This is a genomic window from Streptomyces sp. CT34 (assembly GCF_000805335.1).
Classification (GTDB): Bacteria; Actinomycetota; Actinomycetes; order Streptomycetales; family Streptomycetaceae; genus Streptomyces.
The window spans coordinates 5,779,466-5,793,321 of record NZ_KN708638.1 but is presented as its reverse complement, the minus strand read 5'-3'; the positions used below and the strand labels follow the sequence as shown (position 1 = coordinate 5,793,321).

The window sequence follows — 13,856 nt, the reverse complement described above, 5'->3', positions numbered from 1 at the left end:
CTGCGGAGCGGCGCTCAGACCTCCACCAGCGCGGGCGCGTCCGCCCCGTCCCGCGGCCCGGGCCGCTGCTGCGGCGGCGGCTCGATGCTCAGCCGCGGCAGCCGGCGCTCCAGCCAGGCCGGCAGCCACCAGTTGGCGCCGCCGAGCAGGTGCATCAGGGCCGGTACCAGCAGCGTACGGAGGACGAAGGCGTCCAGGGCGACGGCGGCGGCCAGGCCGATGCCGAACATCGCGATGATGCGGTCGCCGCTGAGGATGAAGGCGGCGAACACCGCGATCATGATGACCGCCGCCGAGTTGATCACCCGGCTGGTCTCGGCGAGCCCGACCCGTACGGCCCGGCGGTTGTCGCCGGTCAGCTGCCACTCCTCGTACATCCGGCTGACCAGGAAGACCTGGTAGTCCATGGAGAGCCCGAAGAGCACGGAGACCATGATCACCGGCAGGAACGGCTCGATCGGGCCCGCGCTGCCCAGCCCCAGCGCCTCGCTCCCCCATCCCCACTGGAAGATCGCGACGACGATCCCGAAGGACGCGGCGACCGCCGCGAGGTTCATCAGCGCGGCCTTGAGGGGGATGCCGATGCTGCGGAAGGCGAGCAGCAGCAGGAGGGAGCCGAGGCCGATGACGGCGCCCATGAAGAGCGGCAGTTTGCCGATGATGACGGCGGCGAAGTCGTCGTGGCCGGCGGTCACCCCGCCGACGTGCACCCGCATCGTGGTGCCGTCCTCGGCGGCCGGCAGGATGCCGCCGCGCAGCCGCTGCACCAGGTCGGAGGTCTGCTGGGACTGGGGTGAGCTGGTCGGCACGACCGTGATCACGCCGGTGGCGTGGCCGCCGTCGAACTCCGGGCCGCTGACGTGGGCGACGCCGGGGGTGTGCCGCAGCTCCTGCGGCAGCTTGCCGAAGGCGAGCCGGTCCTCGGCCCCGTCGAGCGAACCGACCACCGTCAGCGGCCCGTTGAACCCGGGCCCGAAGCCGTCCGCCAGCAGGTCGTACGCCTTGCGGGTGGTGGACGTCGCCGGGTCGTTGCCCTGGTCGGAGGTGCCGAGGTGCAGGCCGAGGGTGGGCAGCGCGAGGGTGAGCATGACGACGGCGGCGGTGGCGCCGAGCAGTTTGGGGTGCCGTTCGACGAAGCCGGCCCAGCGGGCGGCCATCCCGGCGCGGCGCTCGGGCCGCGGGCCGCGGGCGGCCAGCCGGCGGCGTTCGCGGCGGCCCAGGGCCCGGGTGCCGATCAGGCCGAGCAGCGCGGGCAGCAGGGTGACGGAGGCGGCGACGGTCAGGACGACGGTGAGCGAGGCGGCGAGCGCGACGCCGTTGAGGAAGCCCAGCCGCAGGGTGAGCATGCCGAGCAGCGCGATGCAGACGGTGGCCCCGGCGAAGACGACGGCGCGCCCGGACACCGTCACGGCGCGTTCGGCGGCCTCCTGGACGGACAGGCCGGCGCGCAGCCCTCTGCGGTGCCGGGTGACGATGAAGAGCGCGTAGTCGATGCCCACGCCGAGGCCGATCAGCATGCCCAGCATCGGGGCGAAGTCGGCGACCGTCATGGCGTGGCTGAGCAGGCTGATCCCGGCGGAGGCGGTGCCTACGGCGGCCAGCGCGGTGACGATCGGCAGCAGGGTCGCGGCCAGCGACCCGAAGGCGAGGAAGAGGACCACGGCCGCCGCGCACAGCCCGATGACTTCCGGCAGCTGGGCGCGCGGCGCCTGGGTGAGCGAGATCCCGGCACCGCCCAGCTCCACCTGGAGGCCGTGGCCGGACGCGGCCTTCGCGGTGTTCACGACCGCGCGGACCTGGCCGGCGGGCAGGTCGTCGGTGGAGCTCTTGAAGAGGACGGAGGCGTAGGCGGTGCGTCCGTCGCGGCTGATCTGCCCGGCGCCCCGCGGCCCGTAGGGTCCCTGGACCTCGGCGACGCCGGGCAGCCGGGAGACCTCGGCGAGCGTGTGCGCCATCTTCTTCTCGACGGCGGCCGAGCGCACCGTGCCGGACGCGGTGTGCCAGACGATGCTGTCGCCGTCCCCGGACCGCCCCGGGAACGCCTTCGCCATCAGCGCGCCGGCCTGGCCGGATTCGGTGCCGGGGACCTCGTAGTCGGTGGAGTACGCGGCTCCGGTCAGCCCGGCGGCGACGGCGACCCCCGCGAAGGCGGCGAGCCAGAGGACGATCACCACGACGCGGCGCCGGAGGCACCACCGAGCGAGAGCGGTCACGGGCTGCTTCCCGGATTGTGCGCCGATATCTCCCGGGAGCGGGTGGTGCCGAACGCGGACGGACAGGATGCGCGGAGCAGGCGCGGGGGCGGCCCGTCGCGTTCCGGAGAACGAGCGGCGGGCCGGGCTCTCGGTGCAGGGTGCCAGCTCGAAAAGATCCTTTGACCGCTTTGTGGACTTCCCCACAAAGAACGGGGAATAGGCAACCCGGCCCACTTATGGGGCTGTTATTCCCGGCAAATATCGCTTACCACGCGATTACCGCCCGCTGCCCGGCTCCCGGCCGTCCCCGGGCGCCCCGTCTGCAGCCCGCGGCAGCTCTGGGGCCTGGGCACAGGTCCGGTCCCGGGCGCCGGAATTCACCACCGTGAGCGGGTTCACCGCCGTGAGGGGTTCACCGCCGTGAGCGGGATCTCCCCCGCCCGTCGTCGAACCGAGGGGTGGTCTTGAGGGCGGCGGGGGCTCCGACCGTACCGGGCCCCGCGGCCCGCGCGCCCGTTCCGGGGCCCCCGCCGACGCTCAGCGCCCGGTCAACGCGGGTGCCAGCTCGCGCAGTTGGTCGAGGCCCAGGCCCGGTCCGGGGACGACCGGCTGGATCGCCACATGGTCGGCGCCCGCGTCGTGGTGCGCCCGGATCCGCTCGCGGATCGCGTCCACGTCGCCCCAGGCCACGATGGCGTCGACCAGCCGGTCGCTGCCGCCGTCCTGGAAGTCGGCGTCCTCGAAGCCCAGCCGGCGCAGGCTGTTCACGTAGTTGGGCAGCGCGAGGTAGAAGCCGAGGTGGTGTGCCCGCGCCCGGGCGCGGGCGGTCGCCGGGTCGGTCTCCAGCAGCACGGCCTGCTCAGGGGCGAGCAGCGGACCCTCGCCCAGGGCCTTGCGGGCGCGGGCGGTGTGCTCGGGCGTGACGAAATACGGGTGCGCGCCGGCCGCCCGCTCCGCGGCCAGCTCCAGCATCTTGGGGCCCAACGCCGCCAGGACGCGGGCCGGCGGCGGGCTCGCGGGGGCGTCGTACGGGGCCGCGTCCATCGCGTCCAGATAGGCACGCATCGCGGCGAGCGGCTTGGCGTAGGTGTGGCCGCGCCCCTCGACCTGCGGCGCGTGGCTGGCGCCCAGGCCCAGCAGGAACCGGCCGTCGTACGCCTCGGCGAGGGTGTGCGCCCCGGCGTTCATCGCCGTCGCGTCGCGGACCCAGATGTTGGCGATACCGGTGGCGACGGTCAGCCGCTCGGTGGCGGCCAGCAGCAGCCCGGCGTGGCTGAACGCCTCCTTGGTGGCCTGCGCCTCACCGAACCACAGCGCCCCGTATCCCAGCCGCTCGACCTCGGCCGCGAACTCGCGCCCGGCCGCGGCCGACGCCCGGCCCAGCCCGCCGTGCCAGACGCCGACCCGGCCGAGCCGCGCGGCGATCGCCCGCGGGTCCTGAACGGCTGTGTCCTGCTGCGTCATTGCTCGATCCTCCACTGTCCGGCGGGCGGTGACCCGAGGTCCCGTATCCGTTGATCCTTTGACCCTTCGCCGGTGACAGCACCGCGGGCGGGCGTGGCATTCCGCCCTGGAAGGGGAAGATCGAGAAATCTCGCCGGGCACGCGCCTCGGAGGGCGGCCCTGCGCGGACGACGGAGCGGCCGGCCCTCCGGGGAGGGTCGGCCGCTCCGTACGGCACGATCCGGGGCTCAGCCCTCGACGCCGGGCTTCTCCAGGCTGTGCTCGATCATCAGGTTCTGCTCGATCATTCTTCCGCGGCGAGCCGCTCGAGAATCAGCTCCCGCACCCGGGCGGCGTCCGCCTGGCCGCGGGTGGCCTTCATGACCGCGCCGACCAGGGCGCCGGCCGCGGCGACCTTGCCGCCGCGGATCTTGTCGGCGATGGCGGCGTTGGCGGCGATCGCCTCGTCGACGGCGGTGCCGAGGGCACCCTCGTCGGAGACGACCTTCAGCCCGCGCTTCTCGACGACCGTGTCGGGGTCGCCCTCGCCGGCGAGCACGCCCTCGATGGTCTGGCGGGCCAGCTTGTCGTTGAGCGAGCCGTCGGCGACCAGCGCGGTGACCCGTGCGACCTGCTCGGGGGTGATCGGCAGCGCCGCCAGGTCCGTGCCGTCCTCGTTGGCGCGGCGGGCCAGCTCGCCCATCCACCACTTGCGGGCCGCGGCGGAGTCCGCGCCGGCCTCGACGGTGGCGACGATCAGGTCGACCGCGCCGGCGTTGAGGATCGACTGCATGTCGTGCTGGGAGACGCCCCACTCCTCGCGCAGCCGGTTGCGGCGCAGCCGCGGCAGCTCGGGGAGCCCGGCCCGCAGTTCCTCGACCCACTCGCGGGAGGGGGCCACCGGCACCAGGTCCGGCTCGGGGAAGTAGCGGTAGTCCTCGGCCTCCTCCTTGACCCGGCCGGAGGTCGTGGAGCCGTCGTCCTCGTGGAAGTGCCGGGTCTCCTGGATGACCGTGCCGCCGGAGGACAGCACCGCGGCGTGGCGCTGGATCTCGAAGCGGGCGGCGCGCTCCACGGAACGCAGCGAGTTGACGTTCTTGGTCTCCGAGCGGGTGCCGAACTTCTCGGTGCCCTTGGGGCGCAGCGAGAGGTTCACGTCGCAGCGCATCTGGCCCATCTCCATACGGGCCTCGGAGACGCCCAACGCCCGGATCAGCTCGCGCAGTTCGGCGACGTACGCCCTGGCGACCTCGGGGGCCCGCTCGCCGGCGCCCTCGATGGGCTTGGTGACGATCTCGATGAGCGGGATGCCGGCGCGGTTGTAGTCCAGCAGCGAGTGCCGGGCGCCGTGGATCCGGCCGGTGGCACCGCCGATGTGGGTGGACTTGCCGGTGTCCTCCTCCATGTGCGCGCGCTCGATGTGGACGCGGAAGACCTCGCCGTCCTCCAGCTGCACGTCCAGGTAGCCGTCGAAGGCGATCGGCTCGTCGTACTGGGACGTCTGGAAGTTCTTCGGCATGTCCGGATAGAAGTAGTTCTTCCGGGCGAAGCGGCACCAGTCGGCGATGGTGCAGTGCAGTGCCAGGCCGATCTTGACGGCGGACTCCACACCGGTCGCGTTGACGACCGGCAGCGAGCCGGGCATGCCCAGGCAGGTGGGGCAGGTCTGCGAGTTGGGCTCGGCGCCCAGGGTGGTGGCGCACCCGCAGAACATCTTGGTGGCGGTGCCGAGTTCGACGTGTACCTCGAGCCCCATCACGGGGTCGTAGGCGGCCAGCGCGTCCTCGTACGGCACCAGGTCGGTGACAGTCACGGTGAAACTAACCTCTCAGGTCCGGCGCCGGTCAGTCCGCGAGGACGTCGTCGTCGTTGAGACGGCGCAGTTCGCGGATGAGCAGGGCGACGCCGGTGACGATGGCGGCGGCGGAGACGACGGCGTCGACCAGCTGGAGCGTGTCGTGCTCCCCCCTGGCCTTCTTCGCCTGCTTCACGACGCTCACCGCGCCGAACAGCGTGGTGCCGATGGACAGATACGTGCCGGGCTTGGACTTCTTGAAGCCCTTGGCCTTCGCGAGCTTGCCACTCATAGTGCAGGTGCCTCCTCAAGCAGGTGATGGCCCCACTTCTCGGTGAACGCGGCCTCGACCGCGGCACCGACCTTGTAGAGCCGGTCGTCCTTCATGGCCGGGGCGACGATCTGGAGACCGACCGGCAGGCCGTCCTCGGGAGCCAGGCCGCAGGGCAGCGACATGGCGGCGTTGCCCGCCAGGTTGACGGGGAGCGTGCACACGTCGGCGAGGTACATCGCCATCGGGTCGTCGGCCCGCTCGCCGATCGGGAACGCGGTGGTCGGCGTGGTCGGCGAGACGATCACGTCGACCCGCTCGAACGCCTTCTCGAAGTCGCGGGTGATGAGGGTCCGGACCTTCTGGGCGCTGCCGTAGTACGCGTCGTAGTAGCCGGAGCTGAGCGCGTACGTGCCGAGCATGATGCGGCGCTTGACCTCGGGGCCGAAGCCGGCCTCGCGGGTCAGGGCGGTGACCTCCTCGGCGGACTTCGTGCCGTCGTCGCCGACCCGCAGGCCGTAGCGCATGGCGTCGAAGCGAGCCAGGTTGGAGGAGCACTCGGACGGCGCGATCAGGTAGTACGCCGCCAGCGCCAGGTCGAAGGACGGGCAGTCCAGCTCGACGATCTCGGCGCCCAGCTCCTTGAGGAGGGCGACGGACTCGTCGAAGCGCTGGAGGACACCGGCCTGGTAGCCCTCACCACGGAACTGCTTGACGACGCCGACCCGCATGCCCTCGACGCTGCCGTTGCGGGCCGCCTCGACGACCGGCGGGACCGGCGCGTCGATGGAGGTGGAGTCCAGCGGGTCGTGGCCGGCGATGGCCTCGTGGAGCAGCGCCGTGTCCAGCACCGTACGGGCGCACGGGCCGCCCTGGTCCAGGGAGCTGGAGAAGGCCACCATGCCGTAGCGGGAGACGCCGCCGTAGGTGGGCTTGACGCCGACGGTGCCGGTGACCGCGGCGGGCTGGCGGATGGAGCCGCCGGTGTCCGTGCCGATGGCGAGCGGGGCCTGGAAGGAGGCCAGCGCGGCGGAGGAGCCGCCGCCGGAGCCGCCGGGGATCTTGGTCAGGTCCCAGGGGTTGCCGGTCGGGCCGTAGGCGCTGTTCTCGGTGGAGGACCCCATGGCGAACTCGTCCATGTTGGTCTTGCCGAGGATGACGACGTCGGCGGCCTTGAGCTTCTTGGTCAGGGTCGCGTCGTACGGCGGGAGCCAGCCTTCGAGGATCTTCGAACCGACGGTGGTGGGCATGCCCTCGGTCGTGAAGATGTCCTTGAGGGCCAGCGGGACGCCGGCCAGCGGGCCCAGCTCCTCGCCGCGGGCCCGCTTCTCGTCGACGGCGCGGGCCTGGGCGAGCGCGCCCTCGCGGTCCACGTGCAGGAAGGCGTGCACCTTCTCGTCGACGGCCTCGATACGGGCCAGATGGGCCTCGGTCACCTCGACGGCGGTGAGCTCGCCGGAGGCGATCCTCGCCGCGATCTCGGCGGCGGTGAGCTTGATCAGGTCGGCCATGGTCACTCCTCCCCCAGGATCTGCGGCACCTTGAAACGCTGCTGCTCCTGGGCCGGGGCGCCGGAGAGCGCCTGCTCGGGGGTCAGCGACGGACGGACCTCGTCCGGCCGCATGACGTTGGTCAGGGGCAGCGGGTGGGAGGTCGGCGGTACGTCTTGATCGGCGACCTCGGAGACGCGGGCGACCGCGCCGATGATGTCGTCGAGCTGTCCGGCGAAGTGGTCGAGCTCTTCGTCCTTCAGCTCCAGACGTGCCAGCCGGGCGAGGTGGGCGACCTCCTCGCGCGTGATGCCAGGCATGCAGCGATCCTCTGGTGTTTTCGGCGGAGTGTTCTGGGCGGGATGTTCCGGTGCGGAGAATTCCGGTCGAATTCTCCGCTGGAGTTTTCCGGGCCAATCCTATGGCGTACGGGAACGCTGTCGCGAAACGCTTTCGCCGGGCCGCCCGCGGGGGTGCGCCAGGCCCTGTCGTCACACTCCCGTCGTCCGCCCGAAGGGCGGCCGGGCGGCGTCCGGTGCGTACTCTCGGCGTGCCGGGCGACGGCCCCTGTACTGGAAGTACCGGGGTCGTCGTCCGGTGCGGCGAAGGGGGTCCCCCGCCCGAGCCGTGCGAAGCCGGTTCGAGGGTGGGGGCGCGTGCAGGGCGCCGGCCGGCAGGCGGGAGTTCGACGACAGGGCCCAGGGCCCGGCCGGCAGCGGCGTACGGGGCCCGCACGGCCGGGGCGGTGGCGTCAGGCGCCGTCGGCCGGCGGGGGCGCCGGGTCGTCCGGCGGCTCGGGCGGCCCGGGGTCGGCGGGGCCGCTCCCGTCGGGCCGGGGCTCGGCCGCCGTGTCCGGCGGGGCCGGGGGCTCGGGGGGTTCTGGCGGGGCCGGGGGCCCGGGAGGTTCTTCGGAGCGGGGACACGGGACGGCCGGTGGCCGGGTCACTTCTTCAGGACCTGTCCCGAAGGGCGCTCGGCTGCCTTCTCCGCCGTCAGGGCGGTCGTCTCCGATTCGCGGTGCCAGCCGCGTTCGCCGCGGGCCCTGAGCCAGGCCGTGGTCTCGTCCGGTGGCATCGCGGCGGCCACCAGCCAGCCCTGCACGGCGTCGCAGCCGAGGTCCCGCAATCGCTCCCAGGTCTCGTCGTCCTCGACGCCCTCGGCGACGACCAGCAGGCCCAGGGAGTGGGCGAGGTCGAGGGTGCAGCGGACGATCTCGGCGTCCTCGGTGTCGACGGCCAGCCGGGCCACGAAGGAGCGGTCGATCTTGAGCTCGCTCACCGGGAGGCGGCGCAGGTGGACCAGCGAGCTGTAGCCGGTGCCGAAGTCGTCCAGCGACATCTTCACGCCGTGGGCGGTGAGCCCGGCGAGGGTGTCGGCGGCCCGCTGCGGGTCCTCCAGCAGGACGTGCTCGGTTATCTCCAGCTGGAGCGCCCCGGGCGGGACGCGGTGCCGTGCCAGCCGGGCGGCGACCGCCCCGGCGAAGCCCGGCGAGTGCACATCGCGCGGTGAGACGTTGACCGCGACCGGCACCTCCAGGCCCATCGCGCGCCAGCGCGCCACCTGGGCGAGCGCGGTCTCCAGGACGTACTCGGTCAGCCGGGGCATCAGCCCGGAGGACTCGGCGATGGCGATGAACTCGTCGGGTGGCACCCTGCCCCGGTCCGGATGGACCCAGCGGACCAGCGCCTCCAGGCCGGAGACATGTCCGTCGAACCCGACCTTGGGCTGGTAGTGCAGCTCGACGTCGCCGGCGTCCAGGGCGCGGCGCAGATCGCCCAACAGGCCCAGCCGGTCCGGGGTGTTGCCGTCCCGCTTGGCCTCGTAGAGCTCGACGCCGCTGCGGTCCCGCTTGGCCTGGTACATCGCCACATCGGCGCGCCGCAGCAGCCCCTCGGCGTCCAGGGCGTGGTCGGGGAAGACGGCGACTCCCGCGCTGGCTTCGAGCACGAGGGTCAGTCCGTCCAGGTCCAGCGGGGAGCCGAGGGCGGCGACGAGGTTGCGGGCCACCCGCTGGGAGCTGGTGAGGGAGTCGGTGGTCGGCAGCAGGACGGCGAACTCGTCGCCGCCGAGCCGGGCGGCCTCGGCGCCGCGCGGGAGGGCGTGCCGCAGCCGGTCGGCGATCTGCAGCAGCAGGCGGTCGCCGGCGAGGTGCCCGAGGGTGTCGTTGACCGAGCGGAAGCGGTCCAGGTCGATGAGGACCAGCGCCGACCGGACGCCGACGCGCTCGGCCTCGTCCAGGGCGGACCAGGTGCGCTCCAGCAGCCACTGGCGGTTGGGCAGGCCGGTCAGCGGGTCGCGGAGCTGCTCCTCGGCCCGCGCACGGGCTATCCAGAGGGTGGAGTCCAGCGCGATGAGCGGCACCGCGAACAGCGGCAGCAGCAGCGGGGCGTTGACCGCGCAGACGGCGATCAGCGGCGAGATGCCGAGCAGTGCGACGCCGACGAGTGCCTGCCGCACCACGGCCGTACGGGCGATGGTGGGCAGTCCGCCGGTGCGCGGCGCCAGGCTGAACCAGAGCAGCGCCCGGCTGACGAGGAGGTAGCCCGCGGCCGTCATCACGACCTGGGGCAGCACGGAGAGGTCCCAGGCGTCGGGCGTCCAGGGGTGGCGGACGGTGGCGTGCACCCCGCAGGCGGCGAGGGCGAGCGCCGCGGCGCCGATGCCGAGGACGTCGACCGCCCCGTGCACCAGGGCCTGTCGCCAGCGGTGCCGCCGGGCGGCACCGACCAGGACCACGACGGAGAGGCTGACCAGGGTGGCCGGCACCCAGCCGTACAGGAGGAGTACGGCGAGGGCGAGGGCGGCGCCGGAGCCCGTGCCGCCCCACCAGCGGTCCCGGCCGAGGGCCACCAGATGGCCGACGATGACGCCGGTCAGGATCGCCAGCGACCAGCCGACGGCGCCGTCCGGGAACAGCGCCTCGCCTCCGCCGAGCGTCCGCACCACACCTGCGGCGAGCGCCAGGCCCGCCACCATGACGATGGCCGCGGGCAGCGCGGGCACCACGAGCCGGCGGAGCCGCGACGCCGGAGCGGCGCTGTCGGTCGGTTTCATTCCGATCCCTCTCACAGCCGGCTGTGCCCGCGCCACGGCAGGCGCACACGTCAACAGTAGGCCGCGGAAGGCCATCGCGGGCAGCGATCGGCAGCGGTTGCCCGAATGCGACCCGGCCTCCCAGATCAATCTGGTATGCGCCGATAGGGTGACACCTCACTCCTCCTCAGGCGGAGTGACGGCTACCGCTCGTGCCGCCTCGGGACCCTGCTCCAGCAGCACAGCGAAGCCATCATCGTCCAGCACGGGGACCTTCAGCTGCATGGCTTTGTCGTACTTCGAACCCGGGTTGTCGCCCACTACTACGAATCCGGTCTTCTTCGAAACGGATCCGGTCACCTTCGCACCGAGAGCTTGTAGGGCCTCTTTCGCGCCATCTCTGGTGTGTGACTGAAGTGTGCCCGTTACGACGACGGTGACGCCTTCCAGCGGGCGCGGGCCCTCCTCACCGGTCTGCTCCTCCTCCATACGGACGCCGGCGGCCCGCCAGCGCTCGATGATTTCCTGGTGCCAGTCGTCGGCGAACCACTGCTTGAGCGAGGCGGCGATGGTCCCGCCGACGCCGTCCACGGCGGCCAGTTCCTCCTCGCTCGCGTCCCGGATGCGGTCGATCGAGCGGAACTCCCGGGCCAGCGCCTGCGCCGCGACCGGGCCGACGTGCCGGATCGACAGGCCGGTGAGGATCCGGGCCAGCGGGCGCTCCTTGGCGGCCTGGATGTTCTCCAGCATGGCGAGGGCGTTCTTCTTCGGCTCGCCCTTCTGGTTGGCGAAGAAGGTGACGACCTTCTCCTCGCCGGTCTTCGGGTCGCGCTTGGGGAGTCCCGAATCGGGGTCCAGGACATAGGACTTGATGGGCAGCAGCTCCTCGATGGAGAGGTCGAAGAGCCCGCCCTCGTCCTTCAGCGGGGGCTCGGCGGGCTCCAGCGGCTGGCTGAGGGCGGTGGCCGCGACATAGCCGAAGTTCTCGATGTCCAGGCACTTGCGGCCGGCCAGGTAGAACAGCCGCTCGCGGATCTGGGCGGGGCAGGCACGGGCGTTGGGGCAGCGGAGGTCGATGTCGCCCTCCTTGGCGGGCTGGAGGGCCGTGCCGCACTCGGGGCACTCGGCCGGCATCGCGAACTCCCGCTCGGTGCCGTCCCGCAGGTCGACGACCGGGCCCAGGATCTCCGGGATCACGTCGCCGGCCTTGCGGATCACGACGGTGTCCCCGATGAGCACGCCCTTGGCCTTGACCACGTCCTGGTTGTGCAGGGTGGCGAACTCCACCTCGGAGCCGGCGACCGTGACCGGCTCGACGACCGCGTACGGCGTGACCCGGCCGGTGCGGCCGACGCCGACGCGGATGTCCACCAGCTTGGTGTTGACCTCCTCCGGCGGGTACTTCCAGGCGATCGCCCAGCGCGGTGCCCGCGAGGTCGAGCCCAGCCGCCCCTGGAGCGGGATCTCGTCCAGCTTGACGACCACCCCGTCGATCTCGTGCTCCACGGCCGTCCGGCGGGTCTCGGGGTCGCCGTAGTGGTCGATGAACTCCCGTACCGCGGCGAGCGAGTCGACGACGCGGTTGTGCGCGGCGGTGGGCAGGCCCCACTCCTCCAGCAGGCCGTACGCCTCCGAGAGCCGGTCGATCTCCAGGCCCTCGCGGGCGCCGAGGCCGTGCACGACCATGTGGAGCGGGCGGGTCGCGGTGACCTTGGGGTCCTTCTGGCGCAGCGAACCGGCCGCGGCGTTGCGGGGGTTGGCGAACGGCGGCTTCCCGTCGGCGACCAGGCGCTCGTTGAGCTCCAGGAACTTCTCCATCGGGAAGTAGACCTCGCCGCGGATCTCGACCAGGTCGGGGACCCGGTCGCCCTTGAGGCGGTGCGGGATCTCGGTGATGGTACGGACGTTGGGCGTGATGTCCTCGCCGGTGCGGCCGTCGCCGCGGGTGGCGGCGCGGGTCAGCCGGCCGTGCTCGTAGGTGAGGTTGACCGCGAGGCCGTCGACCTTGAGCTCGCACAGGAAGTGGTAGCCGGCGCCGCGCGGGTCGCCGCCCAGTTCCCCGGCGATCCGCTCGGCCCAGGCCGCCAACTCGTCGTTGTCGAAGGCGTTGTCCAGCGAGAGCATCCGCTCGCGGTGCGCGACCTCGGTGAACTCGGTGGCGTAGGCGCCGGCGACCTTCTGGGTCGGGGAATCCGGGGTGCGCAGCTCCGGGTGCTCGTCCTCCAGCGCCTCCAGGGAGCGCAGCAGCGTGTCGAACTCCGCGTCGCTGATGACCGGGGCGTCCTTCACGTAATACCGGAAGCGGTGCTCCTCGATCTGCTCAGCCAGCTGCGCGTGCTTCTCCCGCGCCGCCGCGGGCACCTTGGATGCCGCTGCGTGCTGTTCGCCAGCCACCGTCATGTCCTCCCGTGTCCTTGAGACCGGTCACTCCGGGTTGTCCACGAGCGACCTCGCCGCCCGGACGCAGTGGGCGAGCACCGAACGGGCATACGCGGGCGAAGCGCCCGCCAGCCCGCACGCGGGGGTGACCACCACGGACTCCGCGAGAATCCCCGGCGCCAGCCCCAGCCTGCGCCACAGCGTCCTGACACCCATGACGCTACCGGCAGGGTCTGACAGTCGGCCGTCCACGCCCGGCACCACGCCCGCGAACAGCGCGGTACCGCCCTCGACCGCCTCCCCGATCGCCTCCTCCTCACGCTCGGTGAGCAGTGCCGCATCGAACGAGACACCCGCGGCGCCGGCCCGCCGCAGCAGCCCGAACGGCACCTGCGGCGCGCAGGAGTGGACGACGACCGGAGCGCCGTCCGCGACGCCCACGAGAGCGCGCAGCGCGCTCTCGACGTCCGCCCGGTCCACGGCCCGGTGGGTGCGGTAGCCGCTGGCGGTCCGCACCCGGCCCTGGAGCACCGCGGTCAGCGACGGCTCGTCGAGCTGGAGCACGACCTCGGCGCCCGGCACCCGCCGCCGGACGTCCGCGAGATGGCCGCGCAGCCCCTCCGCCAGGGATGCCACGAGGTCCCGGCAGGCGCCGGGGTCGCCGAGGGCGGCCTCGCCGTTGTGCAGCTCCAGGGAGGCGGCCAGCGTCCACGGGCCGACCGCGGAGACCTTCAGCGGTCCCTCGTACCCCTGGGTGAACTCCTCCAGGGCGTCCAGGTCTTCGCCGAGCCAGGCGCGGGCCCGGCGGGTGTCGCGGCCCGGCCGGTCGCTGATCCGCCAGCCGCTGGGCTCCACATGGGCGTAGAGCTCGACCAGCATCCCCAGGGTGCGCCCGATCATGTCGGCGCCCGGCCCGCGGGCGGGGAGCTCCGGCAGGTGGGGGAAGTCCTCCAGGGACCCGGTGACGGTCCTCGCCGCTTCCCGCGCGTCACCGCCCGGCATCGACCCGATCCCGGTCGCCGCGCCCGCGGCCCACTTGTGCGTGCTGTTCTCGCTCACCCAGGAAGGGTATGCGGCCGGGAAGGGTATGCGGCGGCGGGGCGGCCGGGGCACCCCGGCCAGGACGGGGAGTCGGGTGCCGCCGCGTGGCGTGGCGGGGCGGGTCCGCCGCGGGTTCGCCGCGGTGCGGGCTGTGGTCGTCCGCTTCGACAATGGTTACAGCTTTAGCTTTATCGAAGCTGCACAAAAGG

General features: G+C 72.9%; 9 protein-coding genes. All 9 read right to left on the bottom strand.

Annotated elements, in window-relative coordinates:
* Positions 1 to 14: 14 nt before the first annotated feature.
* Entirely contained in the window at positions 15 to 2,213 is a 2,199-nt protein-coding gene (locus RZ84_RS25385) for an MMPL family transporter (protein WP_043266237.1), read from the bottom strand.
* Between the two features lie 519 nt (positions 2,214 to 2,732).
* On the bottom strand, positions 2,733 to 3,659 hold the full coding sequence (locus RZ84_RS25380; protein WP_052230154.1) for an LLM class F420-dependent oxidoreductase: 927 nt from the start codon (positions 3,657 to 3,659) through the stop codon (positions 2,733 to 2,735).
* A gap of 283 nt (positions 3,660 to 3,942) precedes the next feature.
* Complete coding sequence (gatB, locus tag RZ84_RS25375) at positions 3,943 to 5,394, bottom strand: Asp-tRNA(Asn)/Glu-tRNA(Gln) amidotransferase subunit GatB (RefSeq protein ID WP_241778093.1); 1,452 nt, start codon at positions 5,392 to 5,394, stop codon at positions 3,943 to 3,945.
* Positions 5,395 to 5,482: 88 nt separating this feature from the next.
* The gene (locus RZ84_RS25370; protein ID WP_043266235.1) at positions 5,483 to 5,725 is read right to left on the bottom strand and encodes a membrane protein; all 243 of its coding nucleotides are present in this window, start codon (positions 5,723 to 5,725) and stop codon (positions 5,483 to 5,485) included.
* Complete coding sequence (gene gatA, locus RZ84_RS25365; RefSeq protein ID WP_043266234.1) at positions 5,722 to 7,215, bottom strand: Asp-tRNA(Asn)/Glu-tRNA(Gln) amidotransferase subunit GatA; 1,494 nt, start codon at positions 7,213 to 7,215, stop codon at positions 5,722 to 5,724. The genes RZ84_RS25370 and gatA overlap by 4 nt, the downstream gene beginning before the upstream one ends.
* A gap of 2 nt (positions 7,216 to 7,217) precedes the next feature.
* The gene (gene gatC / locus RZ84_RS25360; protein WP_043266233.1) at positions 7,218 to 7,514 is read right to left on the bottom strand and encodes an Asp-tRNA(Asn)/Glu-tRNA(Gln) amidotransferase subunit GatC; all 297 of its coding nucleotides are present in this window, start codon (positions 7,512 to 7,514) and stop codon (positions 7,218 to 7,220) included.
* 622 nt (positions 7,515 to 8,136) lie between these two features.
* Positions 8,137 to 10,248: a putative bifunctional diguanylate cyclase/phosphodiesterase gene (locus RZ84_RS25355; protein WP_043266232.1), complete on the bottom strand. Its 2,112-nt coding sequence runs from the start codon at positions 10,246 to 10,248 to the stop codon at positions 8,137 to 8,139.
* A gap of 156 nt (positions 10,249 to 10,404) precedes the next feature.
* A complete protein-coding gene (gene ligA, locus RZ84_RS25350) occupies positions 10,405 to 12,621 on the bottom strand; it encodes an NAD-dependent DNA ligase LigA (protein WP_043270802.1) in 2,217 nt (738 codons plus the stop codon).
* 30 nt (positions 12,622 to 12,651) lie between these two features.
* Positions 12,652 to 13,665, bottom strand: a complete 1,014-nt coding sequence (locus RZ84_RS25345) for a methionine synthase (RefSeq protein WP_078894169.1) — start codon at positions 13,663 to 13,665, stop codon at positions 12,652 to 12,654.
* Between the last annotated feature and the right edge of the window lie 191 nt (positions 13,666 to 13,856).